Genomic DNA, 15,571 nt, shown 5'->3' with positions numbered 1-15,571 from the left:
CGATCAGACCTGCATCCGCATGATTTCCTGGTACGCCGTCAGCAGCCGGTTGCGTACCTGGTTGGTCGCCTCGAAGGCGATACTGGACTTGCTCATTGCGGTCATCACCTGCGGCAGGCTGACGCTGTCGTCGCCCAGCTCGAAGCGCGTCTGCAGATCCGTAGCGGCCTGTTGGGTCTGGTTCACGCCGCGCAGCGACTCGGTCAGCACGTTCTGGAAATCCGCCCCGCCCACCCGCTGCGGTTCGCGATTGGGCTGGGCCGGGTTGGTCCCCTCGATCCCGCTGGTCTGCGTCAGCTGACGCATCTGCTGCAGGACGTTCTGAATCTGCATCTCGCTCATCTTTCCTACCCTCGGGGGTTCTCGCTATGGCGACCCGGCGGCCTGCACGGACCCCTTGTGCTCCCATGTGCGCGGCTTACCGTTTTCTTCAAAACTCCAAGCAATCCATATGCCAGCCTCGCTGGGCGTCATCCCGACGCCGGAACCGCAAAGCCGTTCTCGCGCAGGCGCGCAATCTTGTAACGCAATGTTCTGGGGCTGATTCCCAGTCGGTCCGCGGCCTCCTTGCGCCGCCCGCCGGACTCGCGCAGGACATTCAGGATCACCCGGCTCTCCTGGGTCTGCAGGGTCTGCTCCAGCATCGGCGTCGGGTTTTCGTCGCTGGCCGACCACTCGGGCGTGTTCATCCGGATCGCCTGATTGCCGGAGTCGCCCGAGCTCCAGGGTGCCAGCATGTCCGCATCCAGCCAGACCGCCTCCAGCGTCACCCGGTCGTCATCGCCTTCGTGCAACGTGATCGCGCGCTCCATCACATTGGCCAGCTCGCGGACATTGCCCGGCCAGTCGTGCTCCCGCAGTCGCCGCTGCACCGCGGCGTCCAGTTTCCCCAGGCGCCCGCGGCTCAGCCGCCGCAGCAGGGCCTGTGCCAGTGGCACGATATCCTCCGGGCGCTCCCGCAGCGGCGGGATGCAAAGCGGGAAGACGTTCAGGCGGTAATACAGATCCTCGCGCAAGTGGCCTTCGGCCACCGCCTCGCGCAGATCGCGATTGGAGGTGGCGATCACCCGCACATCCACACGCTGTGCCTGGCGCCCGCCCAGCGGCTCTACCTCCCGCTCCTGCAGCGCCCGCAACAGCTTGGCCTGCAGGTGCACGGGGATTTCGGTCACCTCGTCCAGCAGCAGGGTCCCGCCGTGGGCCCGCTGGAACTTGCCGGGCCGGGCCTCCAGCGCACCGGTAAAGGCGCCCTTGGCATGCCCGAAGAGCATCGCCTCCAGCATGGCCTCCGGGAGCGCGGCGCAGTTGATCGCCTCGAACGGCCCGCGGCTGCGGGGGGAGCGCGCGTGCAGCTGCCGCGCCAGGACCTCCTTGCCCACCCCTGACTCGCCGGTCACGAAGACCGTGGCGGCGCTGCGCGCGATCCGCGATACAAAACGATCGATCCCCTGCATCGCAGCACTGCGGGCCACCAGCGCCGGCGCTTCGAATTCCTGCGCCGAGACCAGCAGCGGCCGCAGCCACTCGGCCAGAGCGTCCGCCATCTCCGGCAGGGCAAAGTGCGCGTCCACCCCGGCTCGCATGGCCGACAGCTCGCGTTCGCGACTGGCTTCCAGACTGATCGCGGCGACGCAGGATCGCGGTTCGGGAAGGACTTCTCCGCTCAGGGCGGGTTCACCGCCCAGCAGCACCGCTGCGGGACGGGCCCCTTCCACGGTTTGCGGCAGGTCGGCCGCTTTGCAGGCCTGCAGTCGGACTCGAGGAATCGTGGCCAGGACCCGGACCACGGCCTCGCGCAGTGCCGGTTCGGCATCCACCAACAGGATTGTGGCTCGCGACATGAACGTCTTCCCATAGAGATTCGGGGAAGGTTCAGCAAAAAACGCGCCAGCGTTACAGGTAACTGATTAATTGGGGGTTTATCCAAAACGGGAGGGCAACCCGTCAAGCATCCGTCGACCGTCGCGCGGGAATTCAGGGCTTGTGGTGACGGGATCCCGACCTCCACTACGGTCCGGGCCCGTCTGGCCCGAGGCCGGCTCAGGCCTTGCCGAGCCCGAACTTGCGCATGCGCTCGACAAGTGTGGTGCGGCGCATCCCGAGACGACGCGCCGCGCGCGCGACCACCTGTCCGGTCTCGTCCAGCGCACGGACGATCATGTCGCGTTCGAGATCGTTGAGGAAACTGCGCAGATCCACCCCCTCCGGCGGCAGTCCACCGGCCAGCAGGCTGGCGCCCGCCGACCCCGACTCGGTGCCGCCGGGTGTGGGGGAGGTCACGGCCAGATCCTCGATCCCTTCCGGCCGGACCCGGGGGGGCAGTTGTGCGAGGTCCACCGGCAGGTCGGGATACATGATCGCCAGCTGTTCCAGCAGGTTGGCCAGTTCGCGGATATTGCCGGGCCAGTTGAGCTGCCCCAGGTGCGCGACCACGGCCGGCGTCAGGTGGGCCGGGGTCATGCCCTGCTCGCGCAGCCGTTCTTCCAGCGCGCCGATCAGTTGCGGCATATCGCTGGTGCGTTCGCGCAGGGGCGGCAGTTCGATGGGGAACACGCTGAGGCGGAAGAACAGATCCTGGCGGAAGCTGCCATCCGCCACCGCGTCATCCAGATTGCGATGGGTGGCGGCAATGATCCGGGCCCGCGCCGGGAGCGACTTGTTGGAACCCACACGCTCGAAGACGCGTTCCTGCAGCACGCGCAGCAGCTTCACCTGCATCGGCAGCGGCATGTCGCCGATCTCGTCCAGGAACAGCGTGCCGTCCTCGGCCAGCTCGAAACGCCCCGCGCGGGCGGTGAAGGCACCGGTGAAGGCCCCCTTCTCGTGCCCGAACAGCTCGCTCTCCAGCAAGTCTCCGGGGATCGCGCCGCAGTTCACCGCCACGAACGGCTTGTCCGCCCGGTCCGAGGCGTTGTGGATGGCGCGGGCCACCACCTCCTTGCCGGAGCCGGTCTCGCCCAGGATCAGCGCGGTGGCGTCGGTGCGGGCCACCTGGCCCACCAGGCGCTTGACCGCCTGCATGGTCGGATGCGACCCGACCAGCCCGGGCATGTCGTCGTATCCCGGCTCGCGGCCGAACCGAAGCCACTGCAGGACCTGCGAAACCCGCGCGATGGAAAGCGGGTGCTCCACCACGCAGTCCACCCCTTCGCCCTGAACCTCGCCCCCGTCGGTAGGCTGCACGACCACCGCGGCGTCTTCCGTTCGTGCATCCTGCAGCCGGGCGGACAGCTCCGCGGCGGGTCCACAAAGCCAGATCGCGGCGGGGGCGACGTTCTCGAAGGTGCCAGTGGCCGGCTGATGCTCGGCCTCGCAGCCCAGGCAGTTCAGGATCGCCCGGGTGGCATCCGTCGTGCCCGAGTCACCGCTGAGTGCAATACGCATCGCCTGTTGCTGTTCGCCCGGATCCCGCATACCGCTGTGCCCCGATGTTCGCGACCGGATGTGGCAACGGGTGACGCCCGGCCCGCATCCGATGATGTGATCGAGTTCGCAGTATCCTGTCTAATTGCGATTGCCGTCAACTTTCTGGCGTTTCTCCGCCACCTCGCGGCGGTGCAGGCGGAAGATCCACCGCCCGAGCGCCTCTTCCAGAGGCCCCTCGACCCCCGTCCAGCGAGTCATTTGCTGGCCTCCGCGGGTTGTCGGAGTCTCGACACCCAGGACGCAGGGCTGCGGCAGCAAGCGGCTCAGATAGACCTCCACCCGCTCGCAATCCTCGGGCAGCGTACCCGCGGGCAGCACCATGCCACGCCCGCTGAGTACCAGCTCGACAGGGTCCGGGCGTTCCGGATGCAGCGACTCCGCCACCAGATGCAGCAGCAGGTCCAGCTTGTGTTCCAGGCGCTGCACCTCGGGGGCGCCCTCGTCCTCGTGGGGCATCGCTCCGCGCGGGTGTGCGTCGTCGAACAGGTCGAGGCTCTCGATCAGGCGCTGCGCCAGCACGGGGTCCGTAACCGGGCGTTGCGACGGGCCGATCATCAGAGTCGTCGTAACCCGCAGGTCCTCCCCGAGGAATTCGTCCTTGCTGGCGTCATCCATGTCCGTACCCGCCTCGTCTGTCCGCCGACCAAATGCCTTCGTTATAGACCATCGACCCGGCGCGCTTCAGCCGACGAATGCGCGCGCATTGCGGAACAGCCGCAGCCACGGTCCGTCCTCGCCCCAGTCCGCCGGGTGCCAGCTGTGCTGCACCGTACGGAACACGCGCTCCGGGTGCGGCATCATGATCAGCGCGCGACCGTCCTCGCTGGCAAAGCCCGTGGCGCCGCCCACGGAGCCATTGGGGTTCGCCGGGTATTGCGACGCCGGCGTGTCATCGGCCTCCACATAGCGCAGCGCGGCCTGGTCGTGGATCGGCGCTCCATCGGCATAGTATGTACGCCCCTCCCCGTGCGACACCGCCACCGGCAGCACCGAGCCGGCCATCCCCTCCAGCAGGATCGCCGGGCCCGGTTCGATCCGCACCTGGGACAGGCGCGCCTCGAACTGCTCGGAACGGTTGCGCACGAATCGCGGCCAGTGGCCCGCCCCCGGAATCAGCGGGGCCAGGTGGGACAGCATCTGGCAGCCATTACAAACCCCCAGGGTGAAGGTCTCGGGGCGTTCGAAGAACGCCTGGAAGGCATCCCGCAGCGCCGGGTGGTTGAGGATGGTCTGCGCCCAGCCCCCACCGGCACCCAGCACATCGCCGTAGGAGAATCCACCACAGGCGGCCACGCCCTGCATCAAACCCAGATCCTGGCGACCGTCCAGCAGGTCGGTCATGTGCACGTCCACCGGGGCAAACCCCGCGCGCTCGAAGGCCGCCGCCATCTCCAGCTGGCCGTTAACACCCTGCTCGCGCAGGATCGCGATTCGGGGGCGTTCCCCGCGCGCGATCATCGGCGCGGCCACGTCCTCGGCGGGATCGAAGGTGACCCGCGGCTGCAGGCCGCCGTCGGCGTCCACCCGGGCGAGCTCCTCGTCGGCGCACTCCGGATCGTCCCGCAGCCGCTGCATCCAGGCCGAGGTCTCCTGCCAGTGGCGCTGCAACGCCGCGCGCGTGGCGGAGAAGGCCTCCTGGTCGCCATGGCGGATCACCACGCGCTCGTCGTCGGTCCGTCGGGCCACCGGATGCAGATGCGCCTCCAGGCCAGCCTCCGCCATCGCGTCGCGCAGGGCCGATTCGGCACCGGGCGCGACCTGCACCACGGCGCCCAGCTCCTCGTTGAACAACCACGCCCCCGGCGCTTGACCCTCCGGGACCGCGATCTCCAGCCCACAGCGCCCGGCAAAGGCCATCTCCAGCAGGGTCGTGATCAGGCCACCGTCGGAGCGGTCGTGGTAGGCGCGCAGCAGGCCGTTGCGACGCAGGGTCGTAATGGCCTCGAAGAAGGCGCGCAGGCGTGCGGCATCGACCACGTCCGGCGGGGTCGCGCCGACCTGCCCGTAGGCCTGGGCCAGGGCGGAGCCGCCCAAGCGGCCATGGCCCTCCCCCAGATCGATCAGCCAGAGCCGGTCATCGGCCTCCGGGTCGGGCTGCGGCGTCAGCGTCCGGCGCGCATCGGCCACCGGGGCAAACCCGGATACGATTAGCGATACCGGCGCGTGCATGTGCCGCGCCTGCCCGTCCGCGGTCTCCCAGACCGTCCGCATGGACAGCGAATCCTTGCCGACCGGGATCGAGATGCCCAGTGCCGGGCACAGGTCCTCCGCGATCGTGCGGACGGTGTCGAACAGGTTGGCGTCCTCCCCGGGCACGCCGGCCGCGGCCATCCAGTTGGCGGACAGGCGGATCGCATGCGTACCGTCGATATCGGCTGCCGCCAGATTGGTCACGACCTCCCCGATCGCCATGCGCCCGGAGGCCGGGGCCGACAGGATCGCCAGCGGCGTGCGCTCGCCCATGGCCATCGCCTCGCCGGTATAGCCGTCGAAGTCGGTCAGCGTCACCGCGCAATCCGCCACGGGGACCTGCCACGGCCCCACCATCTGGTCGCGTGCGACGAGGCCGCCCACGCTGCGGTCCCCGATGGTGATCAGGAAGTGCTTCGCGGCCACCGACGGCATGTGCAGCACCCGTTCCAGCGCCTCGGCGAGTGGACAGGCCTCGGCATCGAACGCCGTTTCCGGCGGTAGCAGGCGCCGGTCCTCGCGCGTCATCCGCGGCGTCTTGCCCAGCAGCATGCCCATGGGCATGTCCACCGGCGGTTCGTGGAACAGGCTGTCCTCGACCTTCAGGTGGCCCTCGTCGGTCGCCCGGCCCACCACCGCGAACGGCGCGCGTTCGCGCGCGGCCAGGGTGCGGAAGGTCTCGAGATGCTCGGCGGCGATCGCCAGGACGTAGCGTTCCTGCGCCTCGTTGCACCACAGCTCCATCGGCGACAGGCCGGGCTCCGCGGTCGGCAGGTCCCGGAGCTGGATCACGCCCCCGCGCCCGGCGTCGTCGAGGATCTCCGGGATCGCGTTGGACAGCCCGCCGGCGCCCACGTCGTGGATCGACAGGATCGGGTTGCCCGCCCCCAGGGCCGTGCAGCGATCGATCACCTCCTGGCAGCGGCGCTCCATCTCCGGATTGCCGCGCTGTACCGACGCGAAATCCAGTTGCTCGGAGCTCGCGCCACTGGCCATGGACGAGGCCGCCCCGCCGCCCAGGCCGATCAGCATGGCCGGACCGCCCAGCACCACGATCGGGGTCCCCGCCGGCACATCCTGCTTGTGCACGTGCTCGCCACGAATCGACCCGACCCCGCCGGCCAGCATGATCGGCTTGTGGTAACCGTACAGCGTCTCGCCACCCGCCGGATTCGGCAGCGCCATCTCCAGCGTACGGAAGTATCCGGCCAGCGCCGGACGGCCGAACTCGTTATTGAAGGCCGCCGCGCCAATCGGGCCATCCAGCATGATCTGGCGCGCGCTCTCGATGCGCCCGGGCCGGCCGAAGTCGCGCTCCCAGGGCTGCTCGCGGCCCGGGATCCGCAGGTTCGATACGGAGAAACCAGTAAGCCCCGCTTTCGGCTTGGAGCCTTGCCCGGTGGCGCCCTCGTCGCGGATCTCGCCCCCGGAACCGGTCGCGGCGCCGGGGAACGGCGAGATCGCGGTCGGGTGGTTGTGGGTCTCCACCTTCATCAGGATCGGCAGATCCAGCGTTTCACGTCGGTATTCACCGGTGATCGCATCCGGCATCAGGCGCACGCCCGTGTGACCGGCGATCACCGAGGCGTTGTCGCTGTAGGCCGAGAGCACCCCCTCGGGGTGGCGCGCATGGGTCTGGCGGATCATCCCGAACAGCGTGCGTTCGTCGGCCTCGCCATCCAGCACCCAGGCGGCATTGAAGATCTTGTGCCGGCAGTGCTCCGAGTTCGCCTGCGCGAACATCATCAGCTCGGCGTCGGTCGGAGCACGCCCCAGCGCGGAGTATCCGTCCGCCAGGTAGTCGATCTCGTCCGGGGAAAGCGCCAGACCCAGCTCCCCGTTCGCGTGCTCCAGGGCGGCGCGGGCGTCCTCGCCCAGCTCCACGCGCGCCAGCGAGCGCGGCGTCTCGCTGTGAAAGAGCTGTGCCGCGGCCGCGGGATCCTCGATCACCGCCTCGGTCATGCGGTCGTGCAGCAACGCGGCCAGCTCCTCCAGGTCCGCGCCGGCCGCCGCCTCGCCCCCGATCTGCCAGTGAATGCCGCGCTCGATCCGTTCGACCGCGTCCTCCAGCCCGGCGTGATGGGCAATCTCGGTGGCCTTCGACGACCACGGGCTGATCGTGCCGAAGCGCGGGATCACCACCAGCTCCCGCTGCACGGCGAACTCGGGCGCTACCCAGGTCTCGCCCTCGCGCAGCAGGCGCGTCAGCACCGCCTCCTCGTCCGGCGTCAACCGCCGCCGGGTCTCCACGAAATAGACAAACCGCGCGGCCAGCGGGCCCGCGCCCGGTACGCTTGCCCGCAGCCCTGCCTCCAGAGCCCGCAGCCGAAACGGCGAGACCGCCGCGCCCCCTTCCACAACCCGCATTGCGCTTCCTCGAACCGGACGTGCCAAAAGCAGCGCATTGTACCGGACCCGCCCCCCGCGCGGGACCTGCCAACCCGGCGCATCTGCCCCATTCGAAGCCGAAGTACGGCATTTTCACCACGAAGCACACGAAGGCACGAAGAAGTTCAAGGGCGACCCGCGGGAAGCCAGGAAGCTAGCGCAGGCCATCTCATAGATGCCCCGACCCCGCGGACCGGTCCATTCCAGAGCAAATTATCCAAACCCTTCCCAAGCGCCCCGTCTTCCTGTGGACCGCTCTTGACCTGGCCCTCCTTCGTGCCTTCGTGAGCTTCGTGGTGAACCCGCCCTTGACCTTCTACCCACCGATGAATCACATGGCCGGGGAACTTCGGATGCGTTACCATGTCCATGACAGTACTTGGGGGCGACTTGGCTTCGACGCGGGTCGCGAAACCTGAGGTGCATGCCGAGGCTGTAGTGGACCTCGTAAAAACCGCTGCAAAAAAATAGTTGCCAACGACGACAACTACGCACTCGCCGCTTAAAAACCGGTAGATGCCGTCCGACTGGAGCCGTGCTTATGCGTCCAGTATCGGGCGTCGACTCTCATAAGCTCGTGGTGAAGCGTGCCCGGCGTGGATCCATTAAAACTCAACCGGGATCGCCAGTTGCATTCCCTGCCTGTCGGGTAGCGGCTGGTTAAACTCAAAGACAGAATAAGCATGTAGAGCCGAAGGCGGAGGTCCTGCGGACGCGGGTTCGATTCCCGCCGCCTCCACCAAATTAGACCGACCAATCAAGCGCCTGCGGGCGCTTTTTTGTTTGCATTCGAGGTAGATGCATGGCCGTGTACCAGGACAGCCTGACCCAGCAGACCCGCGGCCGCGGCACGCTGAACATCACCCAGGCCGTGGAGCACATCGTCCGTGCCTCCGGCATCACCACCGGCACCTGCCACGTCTTCCAGCACCACACCAGCGCCTCGCTGCTGGTCACCGAGAACGCCGATCCCGACGTCCGCGACGACCTGGAAACCCTGATCGCCCGCATGGCCCCGGACGGCGACCCCGCCTACCGCCACGACATGGAAGGCGACGACGACATGGCGGCCCACGCCCGGGCCATGCTCACACACAACGACCTGACGCTCCCGGTCGGCCAGGGGCGGCTGATCCTCGGCACCTGGCAGGGCGTCTTCCTGTGGGAACACCGCTATGCCGTCCACACGCGCCGGCTGACCATTACCGTGCAGGGCGAATAACGCCCGACTCAGTCGCGCTGCACGTGGACCGTGATCTCCTCGCGGTCGTGGTAGAGCTGTCGCGCCTGCATCCGGTGGGCGATCCGGGCGTCCAACAGGCGCTCCTCGATATGGTCCAGGCACTGGTCCACCGTCTGCCAGCGCCGTTTCATCGGCAGCTTCAAGTTGAAGATCGCCTCGCGACACCAGCCCGCCTCCAGCCAGTCCGCCATACGCGCCGCCACGCGCCCCGGCTTGTCGACAATGTCGCAGACCAGCCAGGTCACCGGATTCGGGGGTTCCCACGAAAACGCATCCTCGCGGTGATGCTCCACCTGGGTGGTGGCCATTAACCGGTCATCCATCGGCCCGTTGTCCACCGCGTGCACGTACATCCCGCGGCGTACCAGTTGCCAGGTCCAGCCACCGGGTGCCGCCCCGAGATCCACGGCCTGCATGCCTTGCGCCAGGCGCGTGTCCCAGTCCTCCCGGGGGATGAAGGTATGCCACCCCTCTTCCAGCTTCAGGGTCGAGCGGCTGGGGGCCTCGCGCGGCGAGCGCAGGTGCAGGATGCCGCCCGGCCACTCGCTGCGCTCCCCCGGCCGGCTCACACCGAGCTGCACGCAATCGCCCGCATGCCAGAAGACATGCAACCGCTGCCCGTCCGCCTGTGCCCGCAGCACCCCGCGCTTGCGCAGTACTGCGGCCAGCGGCCGCTCGACGGCCTTGACCAGGCGGCGCAGCCCTTTCCCTTCGTTGGTATCCGGCATCTCGTGCCAGACGGAATCCACTGCCAGACCGGAGGCCTCCGCCTGCTCGATGATCGGCGTCAGCCGGTCCGCGCGATCCAGCCCCTCGAGGACCGGAAACGCCGGGAACACCTGCCGCGCGAAGATCAGCGCGGAGAACGGAAGCGCCCCCGCGAGCGCCTCGACGGAGCCATCTGCCGGCTCGAAGTGAACCGAGCCGCTGCCGGCGTGCACGCGCGCGAAGCCAGCCAGCCCCGCCCGCGCCGCGCGGTCGGTCAGTTCCGCCGTCAGATCCGCCTCGAACCCCGGCCGGCAGTACAGCAACAGGCCCGAGAAGCCCGGTCCGTTTGTCTCCATCTCCGGATCGCTCCCACAAAAAAGCCGCCGTGCAGGCAGTGCACGGCGGCTGCGAGACTAACCGGCCCGCTCGCGCGGGCCAAGCCAGAGGGGTCGATCAGCGATCCAGACCGGGATCGCCCTCGACGTTCTTCAGTCGCGGCAGGTAGGGCTTGCCGGGGCTGATGGTGTCGTGCTCGCGCAGGTAGTTGGCGACCACATCCCAGACCGGGTCCGTATCCAGCGGCTCGTGGACATTCGCCCAGCCGGCGACCACGTACTTCCTGTCCGGATCCAGCGGCTCGCCGTTGATGTGCATATCACTGATGCGGCTGCCCATGGATTCATGCGGATCGATGGTGTACTCGATCCCCGAGGTCCGGACCATATCGCCCCCCCGGTGGTGATAGGGGTTGGAGTTGAAGATCGAGTTGGCCACGTCCTCCAGCGCGTTCTTCAACTGCTCGCCGGTCATCTCGTTGCGCTGGGTCTCCGAGTAGGTGGTCGCGGTCTGCGTCATCAGCTCCTCGAAGGTGATGGGCGAGCCCGGCAGCACACTCACGCCCCAGCGGAAGCCCGGCGAGAGGGCCACCTCGGCATCCATCTCCTTGATCATCGCGTCCATGATCACTTCGTCGAAGGTGCCGTTGAAGTTGCCGCGGCGATACAGCACGCCGTCGGTAACCGCCAGCTCTTCGCTCAGCTTGTCCTCGTAGGGCTCGCGAACCTTGCGGATATGCTCTTCCATCTCCGCGTCCGCCTCGATCAGGTTGGAGAACACCGGCAGCAGCGTGAACTTGTAGTCGCGGATGCCGCTGTCGGTCACATCCAGGTCCATCACGCCCACGAACTTGCCGTTGGAACCGGCGTTGGTCACCAGGGTCCGCTCGCCGCCGGCATTCTCGATCTCCATCGCCCCGGGCACGGCATCGTGGGTGTGGCCACCCAGGATCACGTCCACGTCGCGCAGGCGGCGGGCCATCTCCATGTCCGTGACCATGCCGTTGTGCGACAGGATCGCGACCACCTTGGCCCCCTTCTCGCGGCATTCGTCAACCATCCGCTGCATGTTTTCGTCGCGGATGCCGAAGCTCCAGTCGGGGAACATGTAGTCGGGGTTGGCCACCGAGGTATACGGGAAGGCCTGGCCGATCACCGCCACCGGGACCCCGTTCATCTCGCGGATGGTGTAGGGCTCGAAGACCGGGTCGCCCCAGTCGCGATCCTCGATGTTCTGCGCCAGGAACTCGATGTTGTTGGGCTTGAAGTCGTTCTCGATGACCTCCATCACCCGTTCGTCGCCAAAGGTGAACTCCCAGTGGCCGACCATGATGTCCACGCCCAGCAGCTTCTGCGCATCCACCATGTCCTGGCCGTTGGTCCACAGCGACGTGGCCGAGCCCTGCCAGGTGTCGCCACCGTCCAGCAACAGGGAGTTCGGGCGTTCCGCCCGGAGCTTCTGGATCAGCGTGGACAGGTGGGAGAACCCGCCCAGGCGTCCGTACTTCTCGGCCGCATATTTGAAATCCATGTGCGTCACGGCATGCGCAAGTGGCGTACCGGGCTTGATGTCGAAGTATTCCAGCAGTTCCTTCCCGGCCATCACCGGCGGCTTGCCCTGCATGTCGCCAACCCCGATGTTCACGTCCGGCTCGCGGAAGTACACCGGCTTCAGCTGCGCGTGGCAGTCCGTGTAGTGCAGCAGCGAGACATTGCCGAACTTCGGCAGGTCATACATATCCGCATCGGCCGGTCGCCAGGATCCCTTCTCGCCAGCCCAGGCATTCATCGAGAAGCCGGCGGCGCTTGCGGCCACCATGGCCTCCAGGAACTCTCGGCGTGTCAGACTCATGTCGCTCTCCTTGGTGATCTTCTGGATTTCTCGTCAAACGACGGGGCATTACCGCGGCCCCACGCAGTTCCCGACGCGCAAAACCCATTAATGTTCCGCCAGAGCCGGCCAAGCGAGCCTGCGATAACCACATTTTCCCGGACATGGGCAGGAGAAGCGCCCACCTTCGCCACCCCTTCCCGCGAGATCGCGAAACTTTGAATTCCTGAGGAATGCGTCACAGTTCGGCAGGCAATCGACACAAAAAAGCCTGCTATCCGGAGATAGCAGGCCAAGACGCGACATACACCGTCGGAAGCATCCGGCCGCCTGCACGCTGGGGGATCGTGCGCTCCCTGGCGGCCGTTGTTCGGATCCGACGGTTTCAGGCTAGTCAGCCATCCGCCGGTCTTTCTTGATCCAGATCAATAGATCCCCCAATCCGTGGACCTGGCTGTGGTTCCGGCCCTGGATCCAGGCCATGCGGCATTAGCTTCAGGCCGCGTACTTGCCCTGGGCCGCCAGCCCGTTGTCGCGGGCGCGCTCGTACACCGTCTGCTGGGCCTTCTCGAAGTTGGCGCCCATGTCCTTGCCCCACAGCTCCATCGCCGCCTGCTGCATGCCGCGACCATAGGAGAAGGACAGCGGCCACGGGGCCCCGCCGATGCGGTTCATCGCATCCAGGTGATTGGTGGCGTCGGCATCGCTCTGCCCACCGGAGAGGAACACGATCCCGGGCAGGATCGCCGGCACAGCGGACTCCAGGCAGCGCAGCGTCGCATGCGCGACATCCTCCACGCTGGCCTGCTCGGGGCAGTCCTTGCCCGGCAGCACCATGCTGGCCTTCAGGATGGTGCCCTCCAGCAGGACATGATGCTCGTAGAGCGCCTTGAACACCGCGCGCTGGGTCGCCTCGGTCACGCCGTAGCAGGTCTCGATGTCGTGACTGCCGTCCATCAGGACCTCCGGCTCCACGATCGGGACGATGCCCTGCTCCTGGCACAGCGCGGCATACCGCGCCAGCGCGTGCGCATTCGACTCGATGCAGGTGTCGGTGGGCATGGTGTCGCCAATCGTGATCACCGCGCGCCACTTGGCGAACCGCGCGCCCATTTTGGCGTATTCCTCCAGGCGTTCGCGCAGGCCATCCAGGCCCTCGGTCACCTTCTCGCCGGGGAACCCGGCCAGGTCCTTCGCGCCGGTATCCACCTTGATGCCCGGCAGGATGCCGGACTCGTTCATCACGTCGACGAACGGCTTGCCGTCGCGGGTCGACTGGCGGATGGTCTCGTCATACAGGATCGCGCCCGAGATGTACTCGTTGAGCTGCGGCGTGGTCAGCAGCAGTTCGCGATAGGTCCGCCGGTTCTCCTCGGTGTTCTCGACCCCGACCGCGCCGAGCCGCTTGCCGATCGTCCCGGTGGATTCATCGATGGCGATGATGCCCTTGCCGGGGGCCACCATCGCTTCGGCCGTCTCTACCAACTGATCGATCTTCATGCCAGCTCCTTGCGTTGCTGCTTGGGAATTTGAAGAGTAGTCACCCACCCCGGGTTCTTCCAACACGGGTCCTTCCAACCCGACAGGCGAAACCCCAGCACAGTTTCCCGAACAGCACGAAAGGCCGTGTTCGCGGCGCACAAAACCCGCTCAGACGTACATGCCCGCCGCGTACCCGGAGGCCCAGGCCCACTGGAAGTTGTGCCCACCCAGATGCCCGGTCACATCCACGACCTCGCCAATAAAATAGAGCCCCGGGATCGAGCGGCACTCCATCGTCTTCGAGGACAGGGCGGCGGTATCCACCCCGCCCAGCGTCACCTCCGCGGTGCGGTAGCCCTCGGTCCCGGACGGCCAGACCGTCCAGGGCTGACAAACCCCCGTTACCTGCTCGATATCGGCATTGCTCAGGCGCTCCAGCGGCCGGTTCTCCACCCACAGCTCGCACCAGCGCTGCGCGACCCGGCGGGTCAACTGCTCCCCCAGCACGCTCTTCAGCTCCAGTTTCGGGCGCTGCTCCCGCAGCTCGCGCAGATGGGCGCCCAGGTCCATTCCCGGGAACAGATCGATCGCCACCGGCTCCCCCTCCACCCAGTACGACGAGGCCTGGAGCACCGCCGGCCCGCTGAGTCCGCGATGCGTGAACAGCAGGTTTTCCCGAAACCCCATGCCCCCGGCGGTGGTCACCGTGTCCAGCGACACACCCGACAGCCCCTCCAGCTCCTCCAGGGGCCGCCCGCTCAGGGTGAACGGCACCAGGGCCGGCCGGGTGGGCTGGACCGCCAGGCCCAGCGAACGCGCCAGGTCCAGCCCGAAGCCGGTAGCCCCCATGCGCGGGATCGAATAGCCCCCCGTGGCGATCACCAGCGACTCGCAGGCAATCGCATCCCCGCCGGCCTGCAGCCGATGCGGCGCCCCCGTGGCCACATCCGTCACCGGTGTATCCGTGCGCACGGTCACCCCGGCCGCCGCGCACTCGTCGAGCAGCATCTGCACAATGTCCTTCGACGACCGGTCACAGAACAGCTGCCCCAGCTTCTTCTCGTGGTACGGGATGCCGTGCTTCTCCACCAGGGCGATAAAGTCCCACTGGGTGTAGCGGCTGAGCGCGGACTTCACGAAATGCGGATTCGCGGAGATGAAATTCTCCGGCTCGCAGTACATGTTGGTGAAGTTGCAGCGCCCGCCACCGGACATCAGGATCTTCTTGCCCACCCGGTTGGCGTGGTCCAGCACCAGCACCCGCCGCCCGCGCCCGCCTGCCGTCAGCGCACACATCAGCCCGGCCGCGCCGCCGCCGATCACGACCACGTCGAAGTCCCCTGTTGCCCGCCCCGGTTCCGTCACCAAACGTTCCCCGAGGCCAGCGGGATGTGGCGCAGCCGCCCGCCCACGCTCAGCGCACCCACTCCTTGCGCACCACCAGGGTCTGCGCAATCAGGTCGTGCAGCGCCTGCCGGCGCCGGGTGAAGGCCACCATGATGTAGCCGATCATCAGGATCATCCCGGACAGAATGGTCGCGAAATGCCGCCCGGTCGCGCGCAGGAACGAGATCCGCTCGCCGTTGAAATCCACCACCCGCAGCCCGAACACCATCTTGCCCAGCGTTGCCTGATACCGGGAGCTGTGCATGCCCGCCCAGTACAGCCAGGCGACCAGCATATTCACCAGAAACCAGGCCACCTCCGCCGGCGGTACCGGCTCATCCGGCCCGCGCACCGCCATCGTCTCCGGGCTGATCACGGCCTGCGCGACGATCTGCGGCACCCCGATGATCACGCCATCCACCAGATAGGCCCCGACGCGGACCCAGAACCCGCCATAGGCCGCGCGGTCCTCGGGCGGGCCGTCGTGCCCACCGGCTCCGGCCGCCATCGCTGCCCCGCACTGGATGCAGAACCGCGCGTCCGGCGGGTTCTGCTTGCCACACTGTCCACATTCCATGATCG

General features: G+C 67.5%; 11 protein-coding genes and 1 other RNA gene. 2 read left to right on the top strand and 10 right to left on the bottom strand.

Going from position 1 to position 15,571, the window contains the following annotated elements; translation table 11 throughout:
* Window positions 1–3 precede the first annotated feature (3 nt).
* The 5 genes from fliE to purL form a co-directional block, all read right to left on the bottom strand.
* On the bottom strand, window positions 4–342 hold the full coding sequence (gene fliE / locus D105_RS0102270) for a flagellar hook-basal body complex protein FliE (protein WP_018866244.1): 339 nt from the start codon (window positions 340–342) through the stop codon (window positions 4–6).
* A 128-nt stretch (window positions 343–470) separates the two neighbouring features.
* A complete protein-coding gene (locus tag D105_RS0102265) occupies window positions 471–1,841 on the bottom strand; it encodes a sigma-54-dependent Fis family transcriptional regulator (RefSeq protein ID WP_018877357.1) in 1,371 nt (456 codons plus the stop codon).
* A 199-nt stretch (window positions 1,842–2,040) separates the two neighbouring features.
* Window positions 2,041–3,414, bottom strand: a complete 1,374-nt coding sequence (locus D105_RS0102260; RefSeq protein ID WP_018877356.1) for a sigma-54-dependent Fis family transcriptional regulator — start codon at window positions 3,412–3,414, stop codon at window positions 2,041–2,043.
* A gap of 90 nt (window positions 3,415–3,504) precedes the next feature.
* Window positions 3,505–4,041 carry a PilZ domain-containing protein gene (locus tag D105_RS0102255; protein WP_018866242.1) on the bottom strand — a complete coding sequence of 179 codons (537 nt, stop codon included), beginning with the start codon at window positions 4,039–4,041 and terminating at the stop codon, window positions 3,505–3,507.
* A 66-nt stretch (window positions 4,042–4,107) separates the two neighbouring features.
* Window positions 4,108–7,983 carry a phosphoribosylformylglycinamidine synthase gene (gene purL / locus D105_RS0102250; protein WP_018877355.1) on the bottom strand — a complete coding sequence of 1,292 codons (3,876 nt, stop codon included), beginning with the start codon at window positions 7,981–7,983 and terminating at the stop codon, window positions 4,108–4,110.
* 402 nt (window positions 7,984–8,385) lie between these two features.
* Between purL and ssrA the strand changes: the two genes are divergently transcribed.
* Window positions 8,386–8,746, top strand: a transfer-messenger RNA (tmRNA) gene (ssrA, locus tag D105_RS14450).
* A gap of 60 nt (window positions 8,747–8,806) precedes the next feature.
* Window positions 8,807–9,226, top strand: a complete 420-nt coding sequence (locus tag D105_RS0102245) for a secondary thiamine-phosphate synthase enzyme YjbQ (RefSeq protein WP_018877354.1) — start codon at window positions 8,807–8,809, stop codon at window positions 9,224–9,226.
* A gap of 8 nt (window positions 9,227–9,234) precedes the next feature.
* Here D105_RS0102245 and rlmM read toward each other — a convergent pair whose 3' ends face one another.
* The 5 genes from rlmM to D105_RS0102215 all read right to left on the bottom strand — a co-directional run bounded on the left by rlmM (window position 9,235) and on the right by D105_RS0102215 (window position 15,566).
* Window positions 9,235–10,311, bottom strand: coding sequence for a 23S rRNA (cytidine(2498)-2'-O)-methyltransferase RlmM (gene rlmM / locus D105_RS0102240; protein ID WP_018877353.1), 1,077 nt, complete (start codon window positions 10,309–10,311; stop codon window positions 9,235–9,237).
* A gap of 97 nt (window positions 10,312–10,408) precedes the next feature.
* On the bottom strand, window positions 10,409–12,142 hold the full coding sequence (gene soxB, locus D105_RS0102235) for a thiosulfohydrolase SoxB (protein WP_018877352.1): 1,734 nt from the start codon (window positions 12,140–12,142) through the stop codon (window positions 10,409–10,411).
* A gap of 474 nt (window positions 12,143–12,616) precedes the next feature.
* The gene (locus tag D105_RS0102225; RefSeq protein WP_018866236.1) at window positions 12,617–13,621 is read right to left on the bottom strand and encodes a class I fructose-bisphosphate aldolase; all 1,005 of its coding nucleotides are present in this window, start codon (window positions 13,619–13,621) and stop codon (window positions 12,617–12,619) included.
* 150 nt (window positions 13,622–13,771) lie between these two features.
* Window positions 13,772–14,968, bottom strand: coding sequence for an NAD(P)/FAD-dependent oxidoreductase (locus D105_RS0102220; RefSeq protein ID WP_038032670.1), 1,197 nt, complete (start codon window positions 14,966–14,968; stop codon window positions 13,772–13,774).
* Between the two features lie 49 nt (window positions 14,969–15,017).
* Entirely contained in the window at window positions 15,018–15,566 is a 549-nt protein-coding gene (locus D105_RS0102215; protein ID WP_018875421.1) for an RDD family protein, read from the bottom strand.
* Between the last annotated feature and the right edge of the window lie 5 nt (window positions 15,567–15,571).

The organism is Thioalkalivibrio sp. ALE28 (assembly GCF_000377425.1).
In the GTDB taxonomy this organism is placed as follows: Bacteria; Pseudomonadota; Gammaproteobacteria; order Ectothiorhodospirales; family Ectothiorhodospiraceae; genus Thioalkalivibrio.
The sequence above is the reverse complement of the archived record's forward strand: the minus strand, read 5'-3'. Positions and strand labels throughout refer to the sequence as shown.